Source organism: Desulforadius tongensis (assembly GCF_016907915.1).
GTDB classification, from domain to species: domain Bacteria; phylum Bacillota; class Desulfotomaculia; order Desulfotomaculales; family Desulfohalotomaculaceae; genus Desulforadius; species Desulforadius tongensis.
In genome coordinates this window covers 28161-54985 of record NZ_JAFBCW010000013.1, presented here as the reverse complement: position 1 = coordinate 54985, position 26825 = coordinate 28161, and the positions used below count along the sequence as shown (strand labels likewise).

At 48.0% G+C, this 26825-nt stretch carries 24 protein-coding genes, 1 other RNA gene and 1 other annotated feature; of the genes, 1 reads left to right on the top strand and 24 read right to left on the bottom strand.

All coding sequences use genetic code 11. The features are described 5' to 3' along the window. The 19 genes from JOC37_RS06930 to JOC37_RS06840 all read right to left on the bottom strand — a co-directional run bounded on the left by JOC37_RS06930 (position 1) and on the right by JOC37_RS06840 (position 19565). Complete coding sequence (locus tag JOC37_RS06930; protein WP_204617425.1) at positions 1 to 1392, bottom strand: VanW family protein; 1392 nt, start codon at positions 1390 to 1392, stop codon at positions 1 to 3. Positions 1393 to 1554: 162 nt separating this feature from the next. Next, complete coding sequence (locus JOC37_RS06925; protein WP_204617423.1) at positions 1555 to 1821, bottom strand: DUF1292 domain-containing protein; 267 nt, start codon at positions 1819 to 1821, stop codon at positions 1555 to 1557. A gap of 85 nt (positions 1822 to 1906) precedes the next feature. After that, positions 1907 to 2314: a Holliday junction resolvase RuvX gene (ruvX, locus tag JOC37_RS06920; RefSeq protein ID WP_238480804.1), complete on the bottom strand. Its 408-nt coding sequence runs from the start codon at positions 2312 to 2314 to the stop codon at positions 1907 to 1909. Between the two features lie 10 nt (positions 2315 to 2324). Next, the gene (locus tag JOC37_RS06915; protein ID WP_204617421.1) at positions 2325 to 3272 is read right to left on the bottom strand and encodes an aldo/keto reductase; all 948 of its coding nucleotides are present in this window, start codon (positions 3270 to 3272) and stop codon (positions 2325 to 2327) included. A gap of 50 nt (positions 3273 to 3322) precedes the next feature. Then, complete coding sequence (locus JOC37_RS06910; protein WP_204617420.1) at positions 3323 to 3577, bottom strand: IreB family regulatory phosphoprotein; 255 nt, start codon at positions 3575 to 3577, stop codon at positions 3323 to 3325. 142 nt (positions 3578 to 3719) lie between these two features. Further along, positions 3720 to 6356, bottom strand: coding sequence for an alanine--tRNA ligase (gene alaS / locus JOC37_RS06905; protein WP_204617419.1), 2637 nt, complete (start codon positions 6354 to 6356; stop codon positions 3720 to 3722). A 128-nt stretch (positions 6357 to 6484) separates the two neighbouring features. Further along, complete coding sequence (locus JOC37_RS06900; protein WP_204617418.1) at positions 6485 to 7531, bottom strand: AI-2E family transporter; 1047 nt, start codon at positions 7529 to 7531, stop codon at positions 6485 to 6487. Positions 7532 to 8112: 581 nt separating this feature from the next. Beyond that, positions 8113 to 9210, bottom strand: a complete 1098-nt coding sequence (gene mnmA, locus JOC37_RS06895) for a tRNA 2-thiouridine(34) synthase MnmA (RefSeq protein WP_204617417.1) — start codon at positions 9208 to 9210, stop codon at positions 8113 to 8115. Positions 9211 to 9220: 10 nt separating this feature from the next. Further along, positions 9221 to 9595: a Fe-S cluster assembly scaffold protein NifU gene (nifU, locus tag JOC37_RS06890; protein ID WP_204617416.1), complete on the bottom strand. Its 375-nt coding sequence runs from the start codon at positions 9593 to 9595 to the stop codon at positions 9221 to 9223. Between the two features lie 58 nt (positions 9596 to 9653). Further along, entirely contained in the window at positions 9654 to 10871 is a 1218-nt protein-coding gene (gene nifS / locus JOC37_RS06885; RefSeq protein ID WP_204617415.1) for a cysteine desulfurase NifS, read from the bottom strand. A 28-nt stretch (positions 10872 to 10899) separates the two neighbouring features. Next, positions 10900 to 11334: an RrF2 family transcriptional regulator gene (locus tag JOC37_RS06880; RefSeq protein ID WP_204617414.1), complete on the bottom strand. Its 435-nt coding sequence runs from the start codon at positions 11332 to 11334 to the stop codon at positions 10900 to 10902. A gap of 174 nt (positions 11335 to 11508) precedes the next feature. Then, positions 11509 to 12801 carry an AAA family ATPase gene (locus JOC37_RS06875; protein WP_338017355.1) on the bottom strand — a complete coding sequence of 431 codons (1293 nt, stop codon included), beginning with the start codon at positions 12799 to 12801 and terminating at the stop codon, positions 11509 to 11511. Between the two features lie 206 nt (positions 12802 to 13007). Continuing rightward, positions 13008 to 13337, bottom strand: coding sequence for a thioredoxin (gene trxA / locus JOC37_RS06870; RefSeq protein ID WP_204617412.1), 330 nt, complete (start codon positions 13335 to 13337; stop codon positions 13008 to 13010). Between the two features lie 125 nt (positions 13338 to 13462). Beyond that, positions 13463 to 14140, bottom strand: coding sequence for a tRNA threonylcarbamoyladenosine dehydratase (locus JOC37_RS06865; protein ID WP_204617450.1), 678 nt, complete (start codon positions 14138 to 14140; stop codon positions 13463 to 13465). Between the two features lie 187 nt (positions 14141 to 14327). Continuing rightward, positions 14328 to 14515, bottom strand: a non-coding RNA gene (ssrS, locus tag JOC37_RS06860) — 6S RNA. Between the two features lie 151 nt (positions 14516 to 14666). Next, positions 14667 to 16472: an aspartate--tRNA ligase gene (gene aspS / locus JOC37_RS06855; RefSeq protein ID WP_204617411.1), complete on the bottom strand. Its 1806-nt coding sequence runs from the start codon at positions 16470 to 16472 to the stop codon at positions 14667 to 14669. Between the two features lie 5 nt (positions 16473 to 16477). Next, positions 16478 to 17731, bottom strand: a complete 1254-nt coding sequence (hisS, locus tag JOC37_RS06850; RefSeq protein ID WP_204617410.1) for a histidine--tRNA ligase — start codon at positions 17729 to 17731, stop codon at positions 16478 to 16480. A 72-nt stretch (positions 17732 to 17803) separates the two neighbouring features. Continuing rightward, positions 17804 to 18026: a binding site (T-box leader), on the bottom strand. 104 nt (positions 18027 to 18130) lie between these two features. Further along, positions 18131 to 19039: an anti-sigma factor family protein gene (locus JOC37_RS06845; protein ID WP_204617409.1), complete on the bottom strand. Its 909-nt coding sequence runs from the start codon at positions 19037 to 19039 to the stop codon at positions 18131 to 18133. After that, a complete protein-coding gene (locus JOC37_RS06840; RefSeq protein ID WP_204617407.1) occupies positions 19026 to 19565 on the bottom strand; it encodes an RNA polymerase sigma factor in 540 nt (179 codons plus the stop codon). Before JOC37_RS06840 ends, JOC37_RS06845 begins: the two co-directional genes overlap by 14 nt. A gap of 136 nt (positions 19566 to 19701) precedes the next feature. Between JOC37_RS06840 and JOC37_RS06835 the strand changes: the two genes are divergently transcribed. Further along, entirely contained in the window at positions 19702 to 19929 is a 228-nt protein-coding gene (locus JOC37_RS06835) for a DUF896 domain-containing protein (protein ID WP_204617405.1), read from the top strand. 124 nt (positions 19930 to 20053) lie between these two features. Here the strand turns inward: JOC37_RS06835 and JOC37_RS06830 are convergent, their stop codons facing one another. Genes JOC37_RS06830 through recJ form a run of 5 tightly spaced genes read right to left on the bottom strand, consistent with a single transcriptional unit; the run spans position 20054 to position 26689 of the window. Then, positions 20054 to 20674 carry an MBL fold metallo-hydrolase gene (locus JOC37_RS06830; RefSeq protein ID WP_204617403.1) on the bottom strand — a complete coding sequence of 207 codons (621 nt, stop codon included), beginning with the start codon at positions 20672 to 20674 and terminating at the stop codon, positions 20054 to 20056. Between the two features lie 57 nt (positions 20675 to 20731). Continuing rightward, on the bottom strand, positions 20732 to 21181 hold the full coding sequence (gene dtd / locus JOC37_RS06825; protein WP_204617401.1) for a D-aminoacyl-tRNA deacylase: 450 nt from the start codon (positions 21179 to 21181) through the stop codon (positions 20732 to 20734). A gap of 18 nt (positions 21182 to 21199) precedes the next feature. Beyond that, on the bottom strand, positions 21200 to 23383 hold the full coding sequence (locus JOC37_RS06820; protein WP_204617400.1) for a RelA/SpoT family protein: 2184 nt from the start codon (positions 23381 to 23383) through the stop codon (positions 21200 to 21202). A gap of 49 nt (positions 23384 to 23432) precedes the next feature. After that, positions 23433 to 23951, bottom strand: a complete 519-nt coding sequence (locus JOC37_RS06815; protein WP_204617398.1) for an adenine phosphoribosyltransferase — start codon at positions 23949 to 23951, stop codon at positions 23433 to 23435. A gap of 23 nt (positions 23952 to 23974) precedes the next feature. Further along, the gene (recJ, locus tag JOC37_RS06810) at positions 23975 to 26689 is read right to left on the bottom strand and encodes a single-stranded-DNA-specific exonuclease RecJ (protein ID WP_204617396.1); all 2715 of its coding nucleotides are present in this window, start codon (positions 26687 to 26689) and stop codon (positions 23975 to 23977) included. Between the last annotated feature and the right edge of the window lie 136 nt (positions 26690 to 26825).

Here is a 26825-nt window from a genome sequence, read left to right as displayed (position 1 = left end):
TTAATGTTTTTTATTTATCACCATTTCAGCCGGTGGTGTAACAACCGGTTCTCGTTCCGCTGTACCCACCGCAATAATTTTATCCACCGGATTGTAACGGCTGGCAGGAAGTTCATCCCGCCTTATCACCCGTCCGTTTTCTATCACCAATCTCTCGGTACGGGCAATATACCCTTTACTGCCCTCTTGTTTTACCACCTCTTGGCCCTTTTTCAAATTTTCATCTTCTTCATAGGTAACCCTTGGCTCTAATTCTTTTTCAATCCAGCTATTAACTACCACTTTCTTTTTCCTGCTTACATCGCCAAATATTTTTACTGTTATCTGCCCGCTGCTCACCTCAGTCTTGAAGTATAAACAGCGCCCGGTGTTGTTTTGAAATTTAAGGTCCACCGCTCCATAAACCACTGTGGCGTCCCGCCCAATGGGTACATAAGAAACCGGTAAGGAGTGGTTCTTCCGTTCCACCACTTCAATATCAGCCAGCAAAACCGCATTGTAAAGGGTAGTGGATACCTGGCAGACACCGCCCCCTAAACCTTTAACCATTTCATTATCAACAATTACCCCCGCTTCTTTATACCCGGCTTCGGAACTGCGGGGCCCCACCACTTCATTGAAAGACACTTCTTCCCCCGGTACCACTAACAGGCCATCCAAAGCATTTGCCGCCACCCGGATATTATAGGCACGGTTAACAAGCGCCGGGTCAAAAGCGGTGGTGTAGCTGGAGAGCAGTCCTGTGATGCCCATTTCCTGAATGTCTTCAGTGGTATATTCCGGTGCAACCTCCCTTATAGTAAGGGGCAGGTTGATCTGCTCTTTCACCAGCAGTTCCTGTTCTAACTTCAACTTTAACTGTTTCATGTCAATGCACTGCCCGTTTTGAGAAGGAGTTATTATTACCCGGTCATTATCATCTATTGCAAAGGCAGCACTTTTAGCCGGTACATTTAAATGACCGGCCAACCGTTCTACCACAGCAGTCAAGGATTTTAAGTCCACCGTCAGCACAGGGGCCAAAACATAACCTTCTTTTCTGATACGATGTCTCAGCCGCATACATTCAATAAATGAGCCCCGGTGACCTATATTCATGGCCCGGCGTAATGTTTCTTCGGTATCTATTTTAAGCCCCACCTCTCTTAGGGGCAGCGGCCAGCATTGATCTTTGTATGTAATGGTCACCGGTATGGTCATCATCTTATTTTGTAGTGCAATTAGTTTTTCCCGGGCCTGCTGTTTATTCATACCTCCTATGCTTACATCCTTAACCCTTATCCCGGCTGCTATATCACCGGGAGCCCAGACATATTTTACTCCGGCCCGGTAACCTGCAGCGGCGATGAGCAGCAGTAAAAGCAGCCACGGGGCAGTTTTTTTAACAGCCATTAACGTAACTCCTTCCCCGCAGGAGTAATTATATTTTATTTATAAGTGAAAATGGCCCCTAATATGTCAGCACTGCAGATTAAAGCCGGTATCTTTTTCTAAACATAAAAAGGGGCGCTTACCAGCGCCCCGATATGAAATCCATTATTTAACGCTATACTGCTAGCTTTCTTCTCCTTCCTTCATCACTAACTCTTCCCAGGCATCAGCCACTTTTTCCCATTCTTCGTCTTCCTCAATATCTACTAAGAGATCATTGCCGTCTTCATCTTTAGCAAATTTTAAAATAATTGCCTCGTCAGTATCTTCTTGGACGGGAAGTAAAATGGCATACTCGGAACCTTCTACTTCCAGCACGTCTACTACGGTAAAATCATGTTCCTGATTTTCTTCATCTACTAATGTAATTACTTCATCATGTTCTGGCAAAACGTATCACCTCATTGTTTAAATTAATTGCATTTTATACCAAATATAACCAATTGTCAAGTAATTTAATCATAATTTGACATTTTTAAACACTATCTAAATATCCCTGCAGTATCAAAACAGCGGCCATTTTATCTATTACTTTTTTTCTCTTACTTCTGCTGACATCTGCTTCTATCAGCATTCTTTCCGCCGCCACAGTGGTTAAACGCTCATCCCAAAACTCCACCGGCAGCTTCAGTACATTCTTGATTTTTTCAGAAAACCGCTGTACCTTTTCTCCCTGGGGGCCTATGGTGCCATTCATATTTTTGGGTAATCCCACCACTATTTTCTCTACCTGGTACTGCTCTACAATCTGCGCCAATCTATTTATATCCTTTTCCTCATTGGAGCGGCGTATAACCTCTAAACCCTGGGCCGTCCAGCCCATTAAATCGCTGACAGCCACTCCTATAGTTTTGTCCCCCACGTCAAGTCCCATTACTCGCAAGTTTATCCCCCTAAATAATCTTTATGCAAAATTCCGGGCACACCGCCCCACAGTACCCGCATACCCGGCAAAGTTTTTTATCAACAACGGCTTTGTTATTAACCACTTTCAGCGCGCCTGCCTGACAGCGTTCAACACAGGCGCCGCATCCCCGGCACCATTCTTCAATGTGTAATTGGCGCGGCTTACGCCTTACCCTGGACTGCAGGGCGGCGGGTATTTCTTCACCATTAAAAACCCGCACGTTGTATTCCACTTCTTCTATTGTCTGCATCCCAACGGCCACTGCAGACAGCTCATCTATGCCCAGTACATACTGTATCGCCCGGTCATAACTGGCCAACAGGTTACCGCCTCCCAGGGCTTTCATGCCGTACAGTCCTTTACCCGCCCTGGCGGCAGATTTAATGGCTTCTAACATGTCCGCAGCCGTTCCATCCTGAATGCCAATACCATCAATATTAATTAACGGGTGAATGACGTCTATTTCCGGTATGCTTGCTGCTGCGGTTACCCCAGCCACACAGTGGGTGGAAATACCTACAGCCCTTACTTTACCGGCCTGCTTGGCCTGCAGCAGGTATTCCATTGCCTCCCAGTGGCCCTTTATTGTTAATATTGACTCCTGTTCATGCAGCAAAAAAATATCTATATAGTCCCGGTTTAGTTCCTGCAGGGCACGGTGCAAACTTTTTTGCATCCCCTCACGGGTGTAAGCATAACTTTTGGTAGTTATGTATACACCGGATGTCCAGCCCTTTAGTGCTTCTTTGATATACGGGTAAGTTTGATAGTATTCCGCGGTGTCAATAAAGTTTACGCCATATTCCAGCGCCCTGCGCAGTACCCGGGCCCCCTGTGCAACGGGCAGGTTAGCCTGCAGCGGCCCGATGGTTAAGGCACCAAAACATAACCGGGAAACTTTAAAGCCTGTGTTACCCAGATGACGATATTGCATAAAAAAATAAACTCCCTTTCGCAAAGGAAGGCATTGCTATGTTATTATTATTATTTATCTAGATAATGACGCAGCAGTTCTTCCAGTAATTCGTCTCTTTCCAAGCGTCTAATCAAGCTACGGGCATTGCCGTGGCTGGTGATATAAGCGGGATCGCCGGATAACAGATACCCCACAAGCTGGTTAATAGGGTTATAACCCTTTTCCTTCAAGGCAGCATATACTGTCATCAGGATGTCCTGAGCCTGATTCTCTTCAGCCTGTACTTTAAACATAACGGTATCTTCAGAATAGTCCCTGGCCATGGCAAAACCTCCCTTTTGTAATATTGCCCATTTTAATTTCTATATTCGCCAATCAATGCTATTTTCCTTTAATATTAAAAACTTTACACCCAAATAACAGCGGAGGCCGGCTCCGGAAAAGAGCCGACCCCCAATCCTTTTATTATTGTTTTAGTTGGTCCTCAATTACGGCGTAGGCTTTTTCCATCGCCTGCTGCAGCTTAGAGGGGTCTTTACCCCCGGCTTGGGCCATATCCGGGCGTCCGCCGCCGCCGCCACCTACAACCTGAGCCACTTCCTTAATTACCTTTCCGGCGTGCAGGCCCTGTTTTACTACATCCTTAGTGGCTGCCGCCACCAGGCTGGCTTTGCCCCCGGTATCGGCACCCAGCACTACCATGCCGGACCCAAGCTTGTCCCGCAGCATATCCACCATACTGCGCAGCCCGTCCATATTCTGAGCATCAACCACTGCTGCCAGCACTTTAATATTATTAATCTCCCTTGCCTGTTCCACAATGCCGGCAGCCTCCTGCTTGGACAGTTTATTTCTTAACGTTTCCAATTCATGTTCCAGTTCTTTTATTCTATTCTGCAGTGACTGTACTTTCTTTACCGCCTCATGGGGTGATGCTTTAACTATCCCCGCAATTTGATTTAACTGCTCTTCTTTAGCTTCCAGGTAGTTTAATACTCCCTGGCCGGTAACCGCTTCAATACGGCGTATTCCTGAACCGATGCTGCTTTCGGATATTATTTTAAACAGCCCTATTTCTGAGGTTGAGGTAACGTGGGTACCTCCACACAGTTCCAAACTAAAATCACCCATTTTTACCACTCTTACAGTCTGGCCGTATTTCTCGCCAAACAGTGCCATTGCACCCATTGATTTTGCTTTTGACAGCGATGTTTCAAAACTTTCCACCGGTAAATTAGCCAGCACCATATCGTTAACTATTTTTTCAATCCGCTGCAGTTCTCCCGCTGTTAAAGCGGCATAATGGGTAAAGTCAAAGCGCAAACGATCCGGTTCCACCAGGGAACCCGCCTGGTTAACGTGGTCACCCAGGACCTCCTTCAGCGCTTGATGTACCAGGTGGGTGGCCGAGTGATTGCGAGCGGTTTTCATACGCCGCCCACCGTCAACTTCCACCTGCACCCTATGGTGACGGCGCAGCACACCGGACTGTACTTTACCCCGGTGTACGATAAAGTTCTCCACCGGTTTATATACCGAGTACACCTCTACTTTACAATCTTTGGCAGTTATATAACCATGGTCGGCAACCTGACCGCCGCTTTCGGCATAACAGGGGGTGACATCTAAAATTATTTCCACCTCTTCACCTGCCTGGGCAGAAAGTTCCTGCAGGTCATCCTTAATAATTGCCAGTACGTTGGCTTCGGCATTAAGTTGGCCGTAACCCACAAAAGTTGTTTCGCCATATTCTTCTTTCAGTGCCTTGTACATTGCCCCCCGTTCAGAAAGGTATTCTGTTTCCCGGCGGGCTTCCCTTGCCCTTTGACGCTGTTCTTCCAGTGCTTTTTTAAACCCGTCTTCGTCAACGGTTAGCCCCTCTTCTCCGGCTATTTCTTTGGTTAACTCCAGCGGGAAGCCGTAAGTGTCATATAGTTTGAAAGCATCTTCACCGGTAATCTCTGTCTTACCGGTGGATTTTGCTTCCTTCATTAACTGGTTTAATATTTCCGTACCCTGGGCCAGTGTTTCCAAAAAGCGCTCCTCTTCAATGCGAATCAGGCGCAAAATATGGTCTTTCTTTTGTTCCAGTTCCGGATAGGCATCGGACATTTTTTTGATTACCGCGCCGGCCACCTGGTATAAGAATGTACCTTCCATACCCAATACCCGGCCGTAGCGCACTGCCCGGCGCAGCAGACGGCGAATTACATAGCCCCGCCCTTCGTTAGACGGCAGTGCACCGTCACTGATGGCAAAGGTAATAGCCCTGGCATGGTCTGCAATTACCTTCAGCGCCAAATCCGTTTCTTTACTTTCACCGTATTTTACCTGCACCAGGGTGGAAGCAAAATCCATAATATCCCGCAGTAAATCTGTATCAAAGTTGGTAGGTACTTTTTGCAGCACAGAAGCCACCCGCTCCAGCCCCATGCCGGTATCAATACCCTTGTTCTTTAATGGCGAATAGCTGCCTTCTTCATCCCGGAAAAACTGTATAAATACCAGATTCCATATTTCTAAATAACGGTCGCAGTCGCATCCCACTTTACAATCAGCCCTGCCGCAGCCCCGTTCTTCGCCCAAATCTATGTATATTTCAGAACAGGGCCCGCAGGGGCCGACACCGATTTCCCAAAAGTTGGTGTCTTTCCCCATCCGAACTATTCTGTCCTCCGGCACGCCCACTTTTTTATGCCATATTTCAAAGGCTTCATCATCATCTTTGTAAATAGTTATCCAAAGTTTGTCCTTCGGCAGCTTGAGAACCTCCGTTACAAACTCCCAGGCCCAGGGAATGGCATCATCCTTAAAGTAGTCGCCAAAGGAAAAGTTACCAAGCATTTCAAAAAAAGTATGGTGACGGGCGGTTTTACCCACTTCTTCAATATCAGGTGTGCGCAGGCATTTTTGACAGGTGGTAACCCGCTTGTTTTCAGGTGTTGCCTGCCCGGTAAAAAATGGCTTAAAGGGCACCATGCCCGCCGCGGTCCATAATATACTGGGGTCATTGTGCGGAATTAATGACGCGCTGGGTTGTATTTGATGGCCGCGCTCTTCAAAAAACTTTAGAAAACTTTCCCTAATTTCACTACCGGTCAAGGTTCTTACCTCCACTCCTTCTTGTATAATAGAAAAACCTTCCCTCCCAAAAACCGTTGCGGGGCGGAAAGGCCTTTTAGCAGGTCATTTGGGCTTATTATATAGAAAATTCCCTTATCCTGTCAAGATTAGCAGCTGTCAAGAAAATATACCATTTTTTTATATCCAAAAATTAATAAAATGCGTAAAATCGCTGCCACCGGCACTGCCAGCAGCATTCCCGCCACTCCGAAAAGTTTTGCCCCTGCTACCAGCACCAGTATAATAATCAGGGGATGCAGGCCAACACTCTCACCCAGTACCTTGGGAGCAATAACATTGCCCTCCAGCTGCTGTACAATCAATATGGCCAGTATAACCTTTAAAGCCAGCCATTTGGACTGCAGTAAGGCCACCGTTACCGCCGGTACCGCTCCTATTATCGGGCCGAAATAGGGTATCAGTTCGGCTATCCCGGCGGCAATTCCCAGCATCACACCATACTCAACCTTTAACAGCATCATCGCTAAACCGGTCATTAAGCCCACCACAAACATTAGAATTAAGTGACCTCTGATAAAATTGATTAATACCTCGTTAATCTGCCTTCCCAGCACCCAAAAATCAGCATACTTTTTTTCCGGTAACCACCTTTTGACCTGTGCTTTAATATGCTCCAGGTCTTTTAGAATATAAAATGCCAGCACAGGGGCCAGCAAGATATTAAAAGCGTATCCCACCAAACTCAGTATGGCCTGCACCGTTTGCTCCAAAATACCCTGCAGCATAAGTTCCACTTCAGCAATCTGCCGGTTTATAGCCTGGCGCATGCCGGCCGGAAGTTCAGTCCGGTAATAACTGCTTTGAACCTCCCGCACCAAATCCTCCACCCGGGCAGTATAGATGGGCAGCATGTCCACAAGGGCGTGCAGCTGACTGACCAACCTGGGCACGCCGTACATAAAAACTGCGGCAGCAACAATCATTAAGGCCAGGTAAGCCATTAATATCGACATTACCCTGGAAGTACCCCTGGCTTCCATTGAACTTACCAGGGGATATAATAAGTACACCAGTACAATGGTTAATAAAAATGTGACAAATAACTCGCGCAGCAGGTAGATAAAAACTGCACCGGCAGTGAATATTAAAATATAAAATATATAGCAGTATGTTTCTTTCCGCCAAGCCCTCATGAACTCACCACCATTAGAAAAAGTGAGGCCTGTTACCTCACTTTTTCCCAATCACCTGTAGTTCATCATTTCTTGAACTGTTTTCGAAACTCCCCTGATCATACGACCAGCTTGTTTACGTCTACGGGGCCCTATCAAACTGCGGCGGCTTTTTTTATTTGGAGTCATATACATACTCATTGTGGCACCAATAATGCTTCCGGTTACAAGTCCACGCCAAAATCCACGCATAACCCCCACTCACCCCCTCTGCTGCAGCTGTACTACATCAACATATCTTGATTCGTGGGATCAAAAGCTACCAGGCTACCATCTTCGTCAACTTCAAAAATTTGTACGCCTTCTTTACTTTTCCGATATTCCAAACAGCAGTCCCAGCAGTAATACTGTTCGACCCCAATTTTCCCAGTGGCTTTACCTCCACATACAGGGCAATTCAATTTAGGGTCCTCCTTTCAAAAACTACTACCAGCGAGTGTTCGAAAAGGAGCACGATAGGATTTTTCGAACATCCTCTACCAGTATTTTTGCCAGGAAAGCTGTAATTAATGCACAGCAGGGCGAAATCATTTATTAAAGCATCAGCTTGGCCCCTTTCTTTCTATTGTTCCGCCGCCCACCAGGTAGTCTCCCCGGTAAAACACCACCGCCTGTCCCGGGGTAACAGCCCTTTGTGGTTGATGGAAAGATACGTGCACTCTCCCATCCGGCATCGGGCTGATGGTGGCGGGGGATGGTTTGGAGTTATATCTTATCTGAGCCTCTACTTCAACCGGTTCTGTCAGTTCGGCAAATAAAATAAAGTTATTATCAGAAGATATTAGTTCTTTGGTAAAAATAGCCTCTTCCGGCCCCAAAATTACCGCATTGCGCCCGGCATCAATATCTACCACATACATTCTTTCACCGGTGGCAATACCTAATCCCCGGCGCTGCCCAATGGTATAATATGGTATGCCCCGGTGCTCACCAAGAACATTTCCTTCTAAATCCAAAAACGGTCCTTTTTTAAAGCCGCCCCCGGTGCGCTCTTCTAAAAAGCGGCGGTAGTTATTGTCCGGCACAAAACATATTTCCTGGCTCTCCGGTTTGGATGCCGTGGCCAACCCCAGTTTTGCCGCCATTTTCCGCACTTCATCTTTAGTGTATTCAGCCAGGGGCATCAGCGTATGGGCAATCTGCTGTTGTGTCATGCCGTATAATACATAGGTTTGATCTTTTCTCTTATCCTCCGCTTTTCTGATTACCCAACGATTATGTTCTTCGGAATAATCCAGCCGGGCATAATGACCGGTGGCCACATATTCCGCCCCCAGGGCGGCGGCTTTATTTAAAAGAGCTTCGAATTTTACATAACGGTTGCAGGCAATGCAGGGGTTGGGAGTACGTCCTCTTAAATATTCAGCGGTAAAATAATCTATCACTGTTTTTTCAAAAATATCCCGGAAGTTGAGAACATAATAGGGAATTCCCAGCTTGTCCGCCACCCGCCTGGCATCATCCACCGCCGTCAGCGAACAGCAGCCAACGAAATCATCATCTACCGCAGTGACCTCCGGATCCCATATCTGCATGGTTACGCCAATACATTCATAACCCTGCTGCTGTAATAAAGCGGCGGTGACAGAACTGTCTACGCCGCCGCTCATGGCTACAACGACCTTTTTTTTGTTACCCAAAATCTTTCACCTACGCACCTTTCTGTTTTTGGCGATAATTCTCTATGGCTGCGTGCAGTGCATCGGCAGCCAGGTTGGAACAGTGCATCTTTTGGGGAGGCAGCCCGTCCAACTCTTCTGCCACCGCTTTATTGGTTATTTTTAATGCTTCATCCAGTGTTTTATTCTTGGCCATTTCTGTAACCATACTGCTGGTGGCAATAGCCGCTCCGCAGCCAAAGGTTTGAAACTTTATATCTTCAATGCGATCATCTTTAATTTTGAGAAAAATCTTCATAATATCTCCACAGCTGGGGTTGCCCACCTGCCCCACTGCATCAGCGTCGGGTATTTCCCCTACGTTGCGAGGATTGGTGAAATGATCCATCACTTTTTCACTATACATATTATTATCCTCTCCTCCCCCAACTTAATTTATAATTTATAGCTTATAATTTTATAATTTATTTTTTACTTTGGTCGCAGCCAGCACAGGCACAGGGCGTACATGCTCCACCACCGGTGAGGGGCGACATTTTTCTGAGCCGTTCAACAATAGGTATTAGGTTGTCTACAAAGTAATCTACTTCTTCTTCTGTGTTATATTTACCTAAAGTCACCCGCAGGCTGCCGTGGGCGATTTCTTTGGGTATGCCCATGGCCAGCAGTACATGGGACGGTTCCAACGAACCGGATGTACAGGCAGAACCGCTGGAAATAGCTATGCCCTGCATATCTAAAGACAACAGCATTGATTCCCCTTCTACAAATTCAAAGCAAAAACTGGCATGACCCGGTAAGCGCTCGGTGGGATGACCGTTCAGCCGCGAATTTGGTATGCTGCTCAGCACCCGGTCCACTAGTTTGTCCCGCAGTTTCGTTAATTTTTCCGCCTCTTCTTCCCTGTTAGCAACGGCCATTTCCACCGCCCTGCCCAGCCCGATAATGGCCGGAGCATTCTCCGTTCCCGGGCGGCGGCGCCGTTCCTGTCCACCACCGTACATTATCGGCTGCCACCATGTACCCCGGCGCAGGTACATGACACCGATCCCCTTGGGCCCGTAAATTTTGTGGCCGGAAAAAGTAAGCATATCCACATTCAGCTGGTCCACATCCACAGGCAGTTTACCAATACTCTGCACCGCATCGGTATGGAAAATAATCCTGCGTTCCTGACTTTTTAACATTTTGCCGATTTCAGCAATGGGCATAATGGTACCCACTTCATTGTTGGCGTGCATAATAGAAACTAAAATAGTTTGATCGGTTAAAGCATTGGCCACATCTTCAACGCTAATTCTGCCGTACTGGTCCACCGGCAGCACCGTAACCTCAAAGCCTTCTTTAGCCAACTGCTCACAGGTGGTTAACACACAGTGGTGTTCCACCGCCGTGGTTATAATATGGTTGCCCTTCTGCCTGTTGGCATAAGCTGCCCCGCGCAGTGCCATATTGGCCGCTTCGGTACCGCCGCTGCAAAAGGCAATTTCCCCCACATGAGCGGCGCCAATAGCTTTTCTAACCTGCTCCCGGGCGTATTCCAATGGTTTTTTTACTTCCCTGCCAAAACTGTGTACGCTGGATGGATTGCCGTAACTTTCAGTCATGTACTTCATTACCAGCTCTGCCACCTCGGGATCCACCGGCGTAGTGGCAGCATGATCAAAGTAAACTCTGCGCATAAATAACAGGCCTCCTCTTTTGCTAACGCTATTTCCGTGATTGTTTTATTTCTTCTGCTTCACGGCACATATCCGCCAGGCTTATGGAATCCAATACCTCTACAATACTGTCCCTTACTTTAGTCCAAACATTGCGGGAAATACAATAATGAAATTGATCACAATCCCCTAAATATTCTTCACTGACACATTCCAGCGGTGCTATCGGTCCTTCCAAAACCCTTATTACGTCGCCCACTGTAATATCCTCCGGGCTCCTAGCTAAAATATAACCGCCTTGAGCCCCGCGTACACTCTTTACCAGCCCCGCCCTGCGCAAAGTGGCAATTAGCTGTTCCAAATAGTTTTCAGACAGCCGCTGGCGTTCAGCTACTGTTTTTAAAGGAATGGGATCATTCCCGTAATGAAGGGCTAAATCATACATAGCCTTTAACCCGTAATGTCCCTTGGTGGACAACTTCAAACAACCACCCCCGGATTTAATCCCTAGTTTTTTACTAGGGATTTTTCCTGACCATATCTTAGCACAGCGCCATAACAGTGTCAATGAAAATTCCTAGTGCAGCGGTTGGTTTTTTCCCTTTAGATAAAATCAGAACATGCTTATATAATTACTATGGTTATATCTTTATAGGTTTCAGCCTTTAGCCTTTTTGCTTTTTAGTAAGTTCAGCTTTTCTTTTAACTTCAGTTCCACACCGTAACCCTTCGGCCGGTAATATTCCGTTCCCACCAGCTTGTCCGGCAGGTACTGCTGATCCACCCAGCCCCCGGGATAGTCATGGGCGTATTTGTAGTTTGTCCCGTGCCCAAATTTTGCCGCCCCTTTATAGTGGGCATCCCGCAGGTGCAGCGGTACAGAACCGCAGTCCTTATTTCTTACATCCCACAGCGCCCGGTCTATGGCCTGGTAGGCTGAGTTGCTTTTGGGACACAGCGCCAGGTATATGACCACTTCCCCCAGTATGATCCGGGCCTCGGGCATCCCCACAAACTGCACCGCCTGGGCCCCGGCGATGGCTATCTGCAGTGCCTGGGGTTGAGCCAGCCCCACATCTTCGGCAGCACTTATTACCAGCCTGCGGGCAATAAATTTGACATCTTCACCTCCCGCCAGCATCCTGGCCAGATAATGCAGCGCCGCATGGGGATCACTGCCCCTAATTGATTTAATCAGTGCCGATGCCACGTCATAATGGCTGTCACCGGCTTTGTCATATTTTAACCTGCTCTGCTGCAAACATTCTTCTGCCACCGCCAGGTCGTATTGTATTACACCGTTTTCATCCGGTTCAGTGGTCAGCACCCCCAGTTCCAGCGCGTTAAGGGCAGAACGGGCATCTCCTCCACTGGCATCCACCAGGTGTTCCAAAGCATCGGCGGTTAAATTTACTTTATAATTACCCAGCCCGCGCTCTTTATCAGCCAAAGCGTTTTTAATTATTTTTTCTATATCTTCCGGCTGCAGCGGTTTAAACTGAAATATGGTGGAACGGGAGCGCAGGGCGTCATTTACTTCAAAGTAAGGATTCTCGGTGGTGGAGCCGATAAGGGTCACCAGACCCTGCTCCACAAAGGGCAGCAGGGCATCCTGCTGGCTTTTATTTAAGTGGTGAATTTCATCCATAAACATTATTACCGGCCCGCTGCGGCGGGCCTTTTCCGCTATTGCCCGCATATCCTTTACACCGCAGGTTACTGCATTTAAGCGCTCAAAGGGGCGCTCTGCGGTGCAGGCAATAATTTCTGCCAGCGCGGTTTTGCCGGTACCCGGCGGGCCGTAAAATATGGCCGAACCCAGCCGTCCGGCTTTAATTGCCCGGTACAGCAGCTTATTTTTAGCTAAAATGTGCTGCTGACCAACAAATTCATCAAGGCTGCGCGGGCGCATTCTCGCTGCCAGCGGTAAATGTTCCGGGTAAAAAAGCACAGTATGTCCCTCCATAAACTAGAATATTTTTACATTTCAGGGCAGACACTCATGCCGCTTTGCAGAACCATCAGAGGATAAAAAAGTGAACGTTACAAAAGCCACCGGCTCAGCAAGATAACGTTTTTCAAGGTAGACGTTAATAAAAAGAGCACGCGCCGGGCACGTGCTCCTTATCTCCTGCATAATAACTTATGTAATAAAAATTATAAGTGCTTCTCAATCATCTTTTTCAGCTCGTCTGCCTTACGGAAACCAATGATGCGCTCAACTTCCCGACCATCTTTAAACAAAACCATGGTGGGAATGCTCATTACCTGGTACTCACCGGGAGTTCCGCGGTTGTCATCAACATTAATTTTAGCAACCTGTACTTTACCTGTCAATTCACCGGCCAACTTCTCCAATTCCGGTGCAATCATTTTACAAGGACCGCACCATTCAGCCCAGAAATCAACCAGTACCGGTACTTCGCTGCCGCTGATCTTTTCCTTGAAATCTGCATCGCTGAGAGTGATAATGTTTTCGCTTGCCAACAGACTCGCCCCTTTCACTGGATATAATTTATTAGCAAACTACGTTCTGCCAAATTCACACTGCTTCTACAGGTTTACATTATAATGCCTATTAAAACCCCTTGTCAAATTTCTAAATATTCCAATTATAAAGTCAAATCCCTGACCACTATACTGGCTAAAATCAGCCCCGCCGCTGCCGGCACAAAGGAAATGCTGCCCGGCGGCAGTTTAGCAGTATGTTCTTCCGCCAACCTGGGCTTTACAGGTGGTTCGGTGGAATAAACCACTTTCACCCCCCGGCAGATGCCTGCTTTTTTAAGCCCTTTCCTTACCACCTTGGCCAGCGGGCAGACAGAGGTTTCCGATATATCCGCCACCTGAAATGCTGTGGGATCCAGTTTATTCCCTGCTCCCATACTTGAAGCCACCGGTATTCCTTTTTCCACACATCGTTTAATTAAATCAAGCTTACCGGTGACATTGTCTATGGCATCAACCACGTAATGAAGATCACCGGCCAGCAGTTGTTCACCGTTTTCCGGGGTGTAGAATTCTTTCACCGCCTGCACTTTAATTTCCGGGTTAATCAACTTAACCCTGCCGGCCATCAGTTCCACTTTCGCCCGGCCAACGGTGTTATCCAAAGCATGAAGCTGGCGGTTAATATTGGTAATGTCCACATCGTCAAAATCAACCAGCACCAGGTGCCCCACGCCCGCCCTGGCCAGTGCCTCCACCGTGTAAGAACCCACCCCGCCGACACCAAACACAGCCACTTTACTGTTTTTTAACTTTTCCAGCCCGCCGGGGCCAATTAACATTTCCGTACGGGAAAATCTATGCACAGCCACTGCAAACAACTCCTAAACAACCGGAAATTTATACCCACTGCCCGCGGCACCACAAAGCAGGCTGACCTTTTGTACAGGTAAGCGTTTATGGATGAGAGGGCAGAATCATAAATAAAAAGCTTGGCCTCTGCCAAGCGCTATTTATCACAACACATAGATACACCCCACCAATGCCGTACCCATCCGGAGTTTATTGAACCTGCGCTCAACAGGTGGGTGCCCTCCTGGCTGCTTTCATGCTTCCTTACTAATTTAAGGCCTGCAATCATCACAACCAAAGTCAGGCTCCCTTTATTATAGTGTTGGCTCAAAACATCAGGATGAATACGCGCACAGCAGGGTTGCTAATTTTTGTTAATTTTGTAAACTTATTGCTTATATATAATATGTTAGCACAATATCGAATCGTTGGCAAGAACCAAAAAATAGATATTTTTATACTGTATTTTATAAAAAACCGTCGATTATTATACACCGGCAGCCGTTTTTAGCTGTTTTATTCCCCCGGTTTTTCCTTTTCTTTATTTACAACGGTACTCTTAATGTGCAGTTCTTTTAACTGCTTCTTATCAACTGTATCCGGTGCACCGGTCATCATACAGGTGGCACTGGCAGTTTTGGGGAAGGCAATGACATCTCTAATACTGTTTTTACCCGCCAGCAGCATTACCAGGCGGTCAAAGCCGAAGGCAATACCGCCATGGGGCGGAGCACCGTATTCAAAGGCTTCCAGCATAAAGCCAAATTTTTCACCGGCTTCCTCTTCAGTTAATCCAATGGCTTTAAACATTTTCTCCTGAATATCCCGGCGATATATTCTTATACTGCCCCCACCGATTTCCACGCCGTTTAATACCATGTCATAGGCTTTAGCCCGCACCTTTTCCGGCTGCTCTTCCAGCAGTTCCACATCTTCATCCAACGGGGCGGTAAAGGGGTGATGCATGGCCACGTAACGTCCTTCTTCTTCATCATACTCCAACAGCGGGAAGTCAACCACCCACAAGAAGTTGTAAGTATTCTCGGGAATAAGGTTTAAACGATGGGCCAGGTTAAGCCGCAGTGCACCCAGGGATGCCGCCACCACGGAGGGTTTGTCAGCAACAAATAACAGTAAATCCCCCGGTTCTGCCTCTAATTTATCTAAAATGGCATTAATTTCTTCCGGTTTAAAGAACTTGGCAATGGGAGACTTCACCCCATCTTCGGTAACTATAAAGTAAGCCAACCCTTTCGCCTGGTAGATAGATACAAAGGCGGTCAGATCATCAATTTCCTTACGGCTGAAACTGCCGCACCCCTTGGCATTAATTCCTCTAACCTGCCCCCCGCTGTTCACCGCAGAATTAAAAACCTTAAACCCGCATTGAGCGGCCACCGGTGAGATGTCTTTAATTTCCATGCCGAAGCGCAGGTCCGGTTTATCTGTTCCAAACCGGTCCACAGCCTCGCGATAAGACATTCTGGGGAAGGGCACCGGCACATCTATACCAATGGTTTCTTTACACAGGTGCGCTATCATTTCTTCCATCAGCGTCATAACATCCTCTTTATCTACAAAGGACATTTCCACATCTATTTGTGTAAATTCCGGCTGCCGGTCGGCCCGTAAATCTTCATCCCGGAAACAGCGCACAATTTGGAAGTACCGTTCCATCCCGGATAACATTAATATCTGCTTAAATATCTGCGGTGACTGAGGCAGGGCATAAAATTTCCCCGGGTTTACCCGGCTGGGTACCAGGTAATCCCTGGCTCCCTCAGGGGTGCTTTTAGTCAGCATCGGGGTTTCAATTTCTAAAAAATGATGACGATCCAGGAAATCCCGTACCGCTTTGCCGGCCCGGTGACGCAGAATCATGGCCTGCTGCATTTCCGGCCGGCGCAAATCCAGGTAACGGTATTTCAAGCGGATGTTTTCATCTACATCTACCCCGTCTTCGATATAAAAGGGCGGTGTCTGCGCTTTATTTAACACCACCAGGGTATCGGCATAAACTTCCACGGTGCCGGTGGCCATCTTGGGATTTTCAGTACCCTCCGGCCTTTTATGCACCTTACCCTTAACTGCCAGTACCCACTCGCTGCGTACCGTTTCTGCCTTATGAAAGGCTTCTTCATTCACCTCGGAGTTAAATACCACCTGGACTATTCCAAAACGATCCCGCAAATCAACGAAAATCAAGCCGCCGTGGTCACGCCGACGCTGTACCCAGCCCATTAATGTTACTTCTTGGCCGATGTCATCATTTCCAACCTTACCGCAGTAGTGAGTGCGTTTTAAACCCTGCATAAACTCCATTTTATTTACCTCCCAATTATTTCGGGTATTTTTTCCCGGGTAATTTCCCGTTGTTCCCCGGTAATCATATCTTTAACCACCGCTGTACCGTTTTCCAACTCATTTTCACCGATAATAACCGTATAACGGGCATTAAGCTTACCGGCGTACTTCATTTGTGCTTTCAAACTGCGCCCGTTGTAGTCCTTATCTGCCCTGTAGCCTAAATTTCGTAATTCTGCCAGCAGTTTAAAAGCGGCATACTCCGCCTGGGGGCTGGCAGTAACAACAAAAACATCCGGACGCCACGGCGGGGGAAACTCCACCCCCTGCTGTTCCATGGCCAGCAGTATCCGCTCTAAACCCAGGGCATAACCGATACCGGGGGTATCCTTACCACCGCAGGCTTCCACCAGGCCGTTGTACCGTCCGCCGCCGCCCACAGAGCTCTGGGCCCCAATGCCTTTAGCCATCACTTCAAAGGCGGTGTGGGTATAGTAATCCAACCCCCGCACCAGGTTTTTGTCCACAATATAATCAATGCCCAGCTCCTCCAGGTGCCGTTTAACTTCCTCAAAAAACGCCGCGCACCGGTCACACAGGCAGTCCAGTATGGCGGGAGCCCCCGCGGCCAGCTGCCTGCATTTCTTGTTTTTACAGTCCAGTATGCGCAGCGGGTTGCGCTCAAAACGGTCCTGGCAGGTGGGACAAAATTCCTCCAGCCGGGGCCGGAAAAATTCCTGTAAACTGCTTCTAAACTTGGGCCGGCATTCCGGGCATCCCAAACTGTTGATATGAAGCTCCAGGTCCTTCAATCCCAAGCGCCGGTATACTTCCATGGCCATGGCCATTACTTCTGCATCAATACCGGCACTGTGCGCCCCCAGCACTTCCACACCGAACTGGTGGAACTGGCGATACCGGCCGGCCTGGGGCCGGTCATAGCGAAACATGGGGCCGATGTAATAAAGTTTTACCGGCTGCGGACCGGCGTGCAGGTTGTTTTCTAAATATGCCCGCACCACAGAAGCGGTTCCTTCGGGACGCAGGGTAATACTGCGATCTCCACGGTCCTTAAAGGTGTACATTTCCTTTTCCACTATATCAGTGGTTTCACCCACCCCGCGTTTAAACAACTCGGTATGTTCAAATACCGGGGTGCGGATTTCCCTGTAGCCATAAATACGGCAAACGTCCCTGATAACATCTTCTATATACTGCCATTTCTCCACTTCACCGGGGATGATATCGTTAGTACCCCGGGGTTTGGTAGTAAGCATTTTGACACCCCCTATAAAATTTACAGTACAAGCCGACTATTAAAAAACCGTCCCCGGCTATGCCAAAGCATACCCAGGGACGGGATAGTTCCCGTGGTGCCACCCTGCTTGAACGCAAGCGTTCCACTTTAAGGCCGTAACGGGGCCTACCGGGCCAGTCTACTGGATGCCGTGCATCGTTCGGTGGCCACTCCCAGGTGTCTTTCAACGTCCTTACCTGCAGACGGGCTTCCAGTCACGGCCCATCCTCCCTGGCCAGGTGTGTACGCCTACTTTTCCCGGTCATAGAATTGACGTATATAAACACACTATGGAAATTGTAATAAAACAGCGTTTATTTGTCAATATTCAGCAGTACATCAATGCGGTATGGGGTCTGTCCTAAAAATGTTACAAATCCTAATGCTGCAGCTCTGCAACTGCCCTGGCAAAACCGGCGCCGGGATAAATCAACTTCCCGTTAAAAAAGACCGCATTGTTTTCCAGGTCATAATTTAAAATACAGCTAGTGCCGTCGGTAAGCTGAATGTTAATTACATGAGTTATGATGTGTTCCCCCGCTTCGTTTTCCGCGGCGGGCACTGCTTCACTAATACCTTCAAGCATCATGCTGATTAGTTCCCGGCGGTTATCCTGTAATGTATAACTGCGCTCATTATTATCCTTTATCTCAATCTGCCGCACTTTATCAGGGGTAATTTCAGCCAGGCTTATAACCGCCGCTCTTCTCACCGCTGCTCTCAACCCTTTGGTCTTTATTTCCCCGGCGTATTCCTGTTCCTTCCCCCCCGCCGGTGGGGGCGCCATTGGAGCCGCCTGCTCTAAAAACTTCTCTGCTTCCGGCGGCCGCGGCGCACTTTTTATTTCATCATTTACCATATTACTGCCAGCCGCCTCTTTTGTTTTCTGCCGGGGCACGTCCGGGGGGTTCACAGCTAACTTTTCCAGGGCATCTTCTTTCACCACCGCTTTTTTCCCGTCTAAAAACGTTGTCATCCCCGCTTCACCCCACAACCCCACAGCCAATACCAGCGTCAGTGCCGCCGCTGCCAGGTATGGCAGTATTCTTTTTAACGGCGGTTTTATCTCTGACCGCAGAGCTTTTTCCAACCGTTTCTCCATCAGGGCCGGCACTTCAATACCATCTGACCAGTTCCGCAGGCCGGTGGTAACCTGTTTTAACAACTGGTATTCCCGCCGGCAGCGCTCACAATGCTCTAGGTGATTTTCAACCATTTCTCGCCGGTCCGGGGGCAGCTCACCCAGCACCAAATCCATTATTAACCCGGAAAAATCAGCACAAGTCAACCGGCTCACCCCCCAACCCGCTGTCTTTAGTCAGTAACAGCTTCAATTTTTTCAGTGCCCGGTACAACCTGGACTTTACCGTACCCACCGGGCAGTTGAGAACCAGCGCAATATCATCAATCTTCATATCTTGAAAAAAACGCAGCACCACCACCGCCCGGTGCTGTTCATCCAATTCCGCCACCGCCTGGGAAATATCCACCCTGCTTTCGATGTTGTTTTCCACCGGGTCAGATAACCAAACCCGCTCCACCGGTGTGGTACGCCGGCGCTGGCGTAAAATGTCAATACAGCGGTTAATTAAGATGCGATAAAGCCAACTTCTAAACTGCCTGGGATCGCGCAGTTTACCAATGTCCCGGTAGGCCTTTAAAAAGGCATCCTGCACCGCGTCGGCAGCATCATGTTCGTTACCCAGCATACCCATGGCAGTGCGGTACAAAGGCTGTTGGTACTGCTTGCTCAGTTTCAGAAATGCTGCTGCATCCCCGTTTACTGCTTTTTTCACTAATAATTCATCGATCATAAAATCAACTCTCTTTAAGTAACATGAAAATACTCCCTGATAACAGGCGTAATAAGCAGCCAAAAAGTTCCCTTTCAGGATCATTTCTTTAAATGTTTTTATCTTTTGGGTATAATGGGTGATGAGGTGATTATTGATGACGATAACAAAAGAATTAATCGATAAAATTAACGCCCTGGCCCGCAAGCAGCGCAGTGAGGGATTAACTGAAGAAGAAAAAAAAGAACAACAAAAACTGCGTAAAATTTACCTGCAGGGTATCCGCAAGCAGGTAATAGACCAGCTGGAAAAAGTAAGGTTTGTGGATAACGGGCACGGAAGCGGTTGTTCCTGTGGGTGCAGCCATCATCACCGGCGCAAGTAAATACTTAAGCCGGCGGCCTTTCGCAATAGGGGCCGGAATTCTTTCATCAACCAGCCCCAGCGCTTCAGCCCGCCGGCTTAAGCACCTTTTCCCGGCATGTTCACCTGCCGGGATTTTCAGTTTCTTACTGAATAAAGGGGTTATGCCTTTTTTCCTGCTCTATTAATGTATCCGGCCCGTGCCCGGGATAAACCCTGGTTTCACCGGGTAAGACAAGCAGCTTTTCTTTAATTCCTTTAATCAACTGCCGGTGATCTCCCCCGGGGAAATCAGACCTGCCCACGGAACCGGCAAACAGGGTGTCCCCGGTAAATACCGCGTTTTCTACTTTAATACAAATACCACCCTCGGTGTGCCCGGGAACACTTATCACTTCCAGCTCCAAGCTGCCCAGCTTAATTATCTCCCCCCCGCACAGCAGTTGATCCGCCGGCTGCAGGGTAACATTTTGGCCCAAAAAAACAGATAAGTTTTTTTGCGGGTTACCGAACATTTCGGCATCGGCACTGTGAACCAGCACTTTCGCCCCCGTTGCTGCTTTTACCCGGTCCACCGCGGCAATATGGTCCGCATGGCCGTGGGTGCAGATGATGTATTTAGGTTTTACCGCCAACAGGTTCAGCAGATTCAAAATGTCTTCCGCATCCCCACCCGGGTCGATAACAGCCGCTTCTTTGGTTTCCTCACAGGCCAGGATGTAGCAGTTGGCATCCAACTGTCCCACAGGTAATACTTCAACAATCAACGGTATTCCTCCAGACAATTTTTTAGTTATTATCTTCTAATCTCCAGTTAAATCTTTCTAAAATTCTTTTTTACTGTCCAGCAGCAGGGTCACCGGACCGTCGTTTACTATATTCACCACCATGTGGGTTTGAAAGCGGCCGGTGGCCACTTTCAGGCCCAGCTGCTGCAGCTTATGCACAAACTGCTGATAAAGTTCGTTGGCTGCTTCAGGCGCTGCCGCACCGGAAAAACTGGGACGGCGCCCCCGGCGGCAGTCCCCGTAAAGTGTAAACTGGGAAACCGCCAGCACTTCCCCGCCAACATCCAGCACAGATAAATTTAACTTGCCGTTCTCATCTTCAAATATTCTCAACCGGGCTATTTTTTCTGCCAGGTAATCCACATCTGCATCGGTATCATTTTTACCCACTCCCAGCAGTACCACCAGCCCTTTTTTTACGGCCCCCACTTCCCGGTTTTCAACGGTGACAGAGCCGCTGGTAACCCTTTGTACCACTGCACGCAAAATTCAATACCCCCAATGTCAGTGTACCACAGTTTGACCTCCTGCAATCCTGCGCACACCGTAAACATCTTTAACTCTTTTTATTTTGTTTATCACATACTCCAGCTGTTCCAAGCTCCTTAAGTGAAGAGCCAGCTCAATTGTGGCCATTCTATCCTTTCTGGTACGGGCGGTAACCCAGTTGGTATTAATTTTCATCTCCACCAGTACATTGAGCACATCACTTAACAAGCCGGCCCGGTCGATACCGGAAACTTCTAATTTAACGTGAAAGGTGGAGCTGAAGTCTTTGTCCCATGCCACTTCCACCATCCGGTCAGGTTCATTCCGCTGCAGTTCCAACAGGTTTCTGCAATCCGCCCGGTGAATTGATACACCCCGACCCCGGGTAATATAGCCTACAATTTCATCCCCCGGCACGGGGTTGCAGCAGTGGGCCAATCTGATTAACAGGTTATCAATCCCCTTTACCCTGATACCCTGGGTGGGCTTGCCCCATTCCCCTTTAGTGCTCTGTTTGGATAAAACATCCTCTGTGGTAATAATCTTTTTGGTATCAATATCCAGTTCTTCTTTCAACCGCCCCAAAATATTCAAGGCTGTAATTTGACCGCTGCCCACAGCGGCAAAAATATCATCCAAGCTCAACAGGCCGAACTTCTGTCCCACCTCCAGCAGTTTTTCATTTCTTAAAATCGATAATTCCAGGTCCTGCTTTCTAATCTCCCGTTCTATCAGTTCCCTACCTTTGACAATATTTTCTTCCTTTTCTTCCCGCTTAAACCACTGGCGGATACGGGCTTTAGCCTGGGATGTTTTTACAATATTCAGCCAGTCCCGGCTGGGTCCACTGTTTTTGTTGGTAACAATTTCTACAATATTGCCGTTTTTAAGTTTATAATCCAGGGGTACAATGCGCCCGTTTACTTTAGCACCAATGCAGCGGTGACCGATATCGGTGTGAATGCGGTAGGCAAAATCTATGGGCACCGATCCTGCCGGCAGTTCCACCACATCCCCCTTGGGTGTAAATACAAACACCGCGTTAGAAAATATATCTATTTTCAGGCCTTCCATAAACTCCCGGGCATCCCGTAAATCCTTCTGCCATTCCATCAGCTGGCGCAGCCAAGCCAGTTTTTGGTCAGCTTCATCAATTTTGGCCGCCGGTTTACCTTCCTTGTACCGCCAGTGAGCAGCAATACCATACTCCGCGGTACGGTGCATGTCAAAGGTACGAATTTGTATTTCAAAGGGTTCTCCCTTGGGACCAATCACTGTGGTGTGCAGCGATTGGTACATGTTGGTTTTGGGCATGGCAATATAATCTTTAAACCGCCCGGGAATGGGTTTCCACATGGTATGGGCAATTCCCAGGGCCGCGTAGCAGTCCTTCACCGTGTCCACTAAAATACGCACTGCCAGAACATCAAAAATTTCGGTAAAATCCTTTTTCTGGTCTTTCATTTTTTTATAAATGGAGTAAAAATTCTTCGGACGACCGGTTATTTCCGCTTTAATGCCCATTTCCCGCAAACGCTGGTTTAAATCATTAATAACCTGCTGGATATAATCCTCCCGTTTTTTTCTGGTAGCCGCCACCAGTTCCTTCAGCTTGTAGTATTCATCCGGGTGACGGTATCTAAAGGAAATATCCTCCAGTTCCCACTTGATGCGGTATATTCCCAGGCGGTGAGCCAACGGGGCAAAAATATCCAGTGTTTCTTCCGCTTTTTCCCGCTGTTTAACTTCTGACTGGTATTTCAATGTACGCATGTTGTGCAGCCGGTCAGCCAATTTGATCAGTACCACCCTGATATCTTTGGCCATGGCCAGAAACATTTTGCGCAAATTTTCCGCCTGCCGCTCTTCCTTGGTTTTAAACTCCAGTTTTTTTAGTTTTGTTACCCCGTCAACCAATAAAGCAACATCTTCTCCAAATTCTGCCTTTATATCTTCCAGTGTTACACCGGTATCTTCAACCACATCATGCAGCAGCCCGCCCACCAGTGTTCTGGTATCCAAATGCAGGTCAGCTAAAATTTTAGCTACTTCAACGGGATGAATAAAAAAATCTTCACCGGAGTTTCGCTTTTGACCGAAATGTGCCCATTCAGCATAACGGTACGCTTTGCGGAGGAAGGCGATGTCCGCTGTGGGATTATAACTTTTAACTTTGTCAACAATTTCCGTTAAGGACACCGTTATCCCTCCCGTTTACCTAAGATGATAAATAACAGTTCCTTAATTTCTAAATGTCATATTTAATAAGGGATATTATATCATAACTGCCCAATTTGTCTCTACCGTTTAAGTCAGTCAACTCCACTATAAAGGCCGCCCCTACAACTATGCCGCCCAGCTGTCTTACCAGGTTTTCCGCCGCTGCCACCGTTCCCCCGGTGGCCAGCAGATCATCAACCAGCAAAACCCTCTGCTCTTCATTTATCGAATCTTTGTGTACTTCTAATGCATCTTCTCCATATTCCAGGGCATATCTGCTCTGCAGCACTTCACCGGGCAGCTTCCCGGGCTTGCGTATTAACACCACACCGGTACCCAGTTCATAGGCCAGCGCTGCTCCTAGAGCAAAACCCCGGGCTTCGGGGCAGGCCACCAGGTCCGCATTTAAATGACGGCACTTTTCGGCCAGCTGCTTTATCGTCCACCTAAAGGCTTCCTGGTTTTTAAATAAAGTAGTAATGTCCTTAAAACTAATGCCCGGCTTGGGAAAATCAGGTATCACTCTTATTACAGATTTTAAATCCAACGTAATAACTCCTTCCCTATCGTTTATAAGTATGGCAGTTTAGTAATAGATTTTAAATTTCCACTAACTATTATAGTTACAAACTGCAGTCCTTCCAATGCTATGTTGTTAGTCCAGCGGAAGGTTTTTGATATCTCCAAATCCAGTTTATGACTGGGCCGGGGCAGCATTTTAACCTGGTAAATACCGTTCTTATAAGCAAACTTAAGCAGTCCCAGTTCGGCAAAAATCCTCATGGATAAAGCCAGGGTATAGTCCTCAACCATGGCACCGCCATCTTCCGTCAGCGGCTCCATTAATTCATTTACCGGCAATTCAACCACTTTACTCATGCCCACGCGCCGAATTAAATACCGGTAAAGGGCCACCAGGCAGTCCCTTTCCGGGGCTAAAGTTGACAGCGCCTTGGTGGCAGCAGCAATATCCGCCGTGCCAAACATAAAGTATAAATCACCGTTAAGTCCTGTTACCTGGGCTGCAGTTTGCAGATCTTTAGCACTAAAAGGCGGGTAATAAAGAATTACCCTGCCCATATCTTTAATGTTTAAATTCTTAATTAATCTCGGGGTGGTTACCAGCACCAAGCCGGACTCCGGGGTGGCCAAGCTGCGGATACATTTGGCCGCTTCTTCAGGCATTCCCCGGCAGAAATAGCCTATGCGATGAGCCAGTTCCGGGTTCCTCAAAGCAATGGTATGGGCCAGCTCAATCACCTGGTAACCGCTGTTTACCAGTATCACCACCGATCGGTGGCCGATAATGTTCACTAAAGTCCCCAGGCGATCGGGGCATTCCCGGTGGTCGTGCAGCGTAATTTGATGCCAAAATTCTGTGGACATTTCTTTAACCGGCTCATCCACCGGACCATTTTGTTTATAAAATTCCAATTTTTCCAATAAATAATCCGGGCTGGAAAGCCGTAATCTTTTATTCTGCAGCAGCCCCTGGGCGCAGCGGGCCAAATCCTCAGAAAAATACCGGCAGCTTATCCCCTCGCTGCGAACGGCTGCCCGCCGGCAGATATCTTTAACCTTTAACTGCACTGAACGGCGGCCGTTCCACTCGTTAATTTCCGGCACAAAAGCCAAATCAACCGTTTCACAGGCAGCCAGCATCTCCCCGTAGGCAGCCAAATTAAAGCCTATCCCGTCCAGCACCGCCCGGTCATCACGCACTTTTATCTTTAAGTGATTTTGATTCTCTCCCACTAAACGCCAGTTAAGCATTTGAACTTCCCGGCTTCCCAACACCGGTCCCGGGTTGCAGTGCCCAAAGGGAGCCAGCAGTGCCATCTCCTGCACAACATCTTCGGTTAACTCATCCAGGGATATCACTTTATCCACCGTGATGCTGGGTAAAAGGGATTCTTCATCCAATACCCGGTCTGCATATTCATTAATTTTCTGCCGCAGGCAGTCCACATTTTCAGCCGGAATAGAAAAACCGGCCGCCTTTTCGTGACCACCAAAGTTAGTTAGAAGATCTTTACAATATTCCAGCGCATTGTACAGGTGAAGGCCATCTATACTGCGGGCAGAACCTTTACCTTCCTCCCCTGCCAGTGAAATTAACAATACCGGGCGGTGATAACGCTCCAGCAGCCGGGAGGCCACAATGCCTATTACGCCGGGGTGCCAGTTTTCCGCAGCCAGCACCAGCACCTTATGGTCTAAAAATTCCGGCCGCTGCTCTATCATTGCCAGGGCTTCCTCTAATACCTGCATTTCAATGTTCTGCCGTTCTTTATTACTTTTATCCAAATTTCGGGCAATTTCCCTGGCCCGTTCCGGTTCCGGGCATAAAAGCAGTTCCACCCCCAACCGGGGGTCGGCCACCCGCCCCGCGGCATTCAGCCGGGGGGCCAGGGCAAAACCAACGTCCGCGGTATTAATGTGCCTGTTGCCCACACCGCTTACTTCTTTTAAAGCGGCCAGGCCCAGGTTGGGACTAATTCTTAACTGCTCCAAACCGTGCTTTACAATAATACGATTTTCCCCCAACAGGGGCACAATATCGGCCACCGTACCCAGGCAGGCCACATCCAACAGGTCATACCAGGCGTGGTTAGGCAGCTCCACCTCGTTATAAACAGCCTGTACCAGTTTCATGGCCACTCCCACACCGGCCAGTTCCTGAAAAGGGTAACGGCAGTCAGGCCTTTTGGGGTTTACCACCGCCTCCGCCCGGGGTAACTGTTCACCCGGTTCATGGTGATCGGTAATTACCAGGGTTAACCCCAACTCCCCGGCCAGTTCCGCCTCTTCCAGGGCGGTTATTCCACAGTCGACGGTGATTACCAAACGGTAACCTTCCTCCGCTGCCCAGCGCAGTGTATCACCGTGCAGCCCGTATCCCTGCTCACGCTGGGGAATGTAATAATCCACCACGCCGCCCAAACGATGCAGGGCATTTACCAGCAGAGCGGTGGCAGAAATACCGTCCACATCATAATCCCCATGTACTAAAATGGGCTGGCCATCTCTCAGGCATTTCATCACCGCCGCCAGGGCTTTATCCATATCCTTCATCAGCATGGGATCGTGCAGATAATTCAGCCCGCTGTTTAAAAAAGCCCGGGCTTCTTCCACTGTATGAATCCCCCGGTTAATCAGCATCTGGGCCAATATTTCCGATATATTTAACTGGTTAGCAAGTATAATTCTAAGGGGCGAACTGGTTGATTTAACTTTCCATATTTTCTTACCATTGGTTTTATTAACTGCAGGTAATTTTTTCATAGACAACTCCCACTAATTTATTCTATATTTAATTATAAACCAGCATAATCGGGTATTTCAATGCAGGTTGTTCATGTCCGGGAGGTTTTTGTGAAATTAGTAACTATAATATGCTATAATACAATCATGGGAGGTA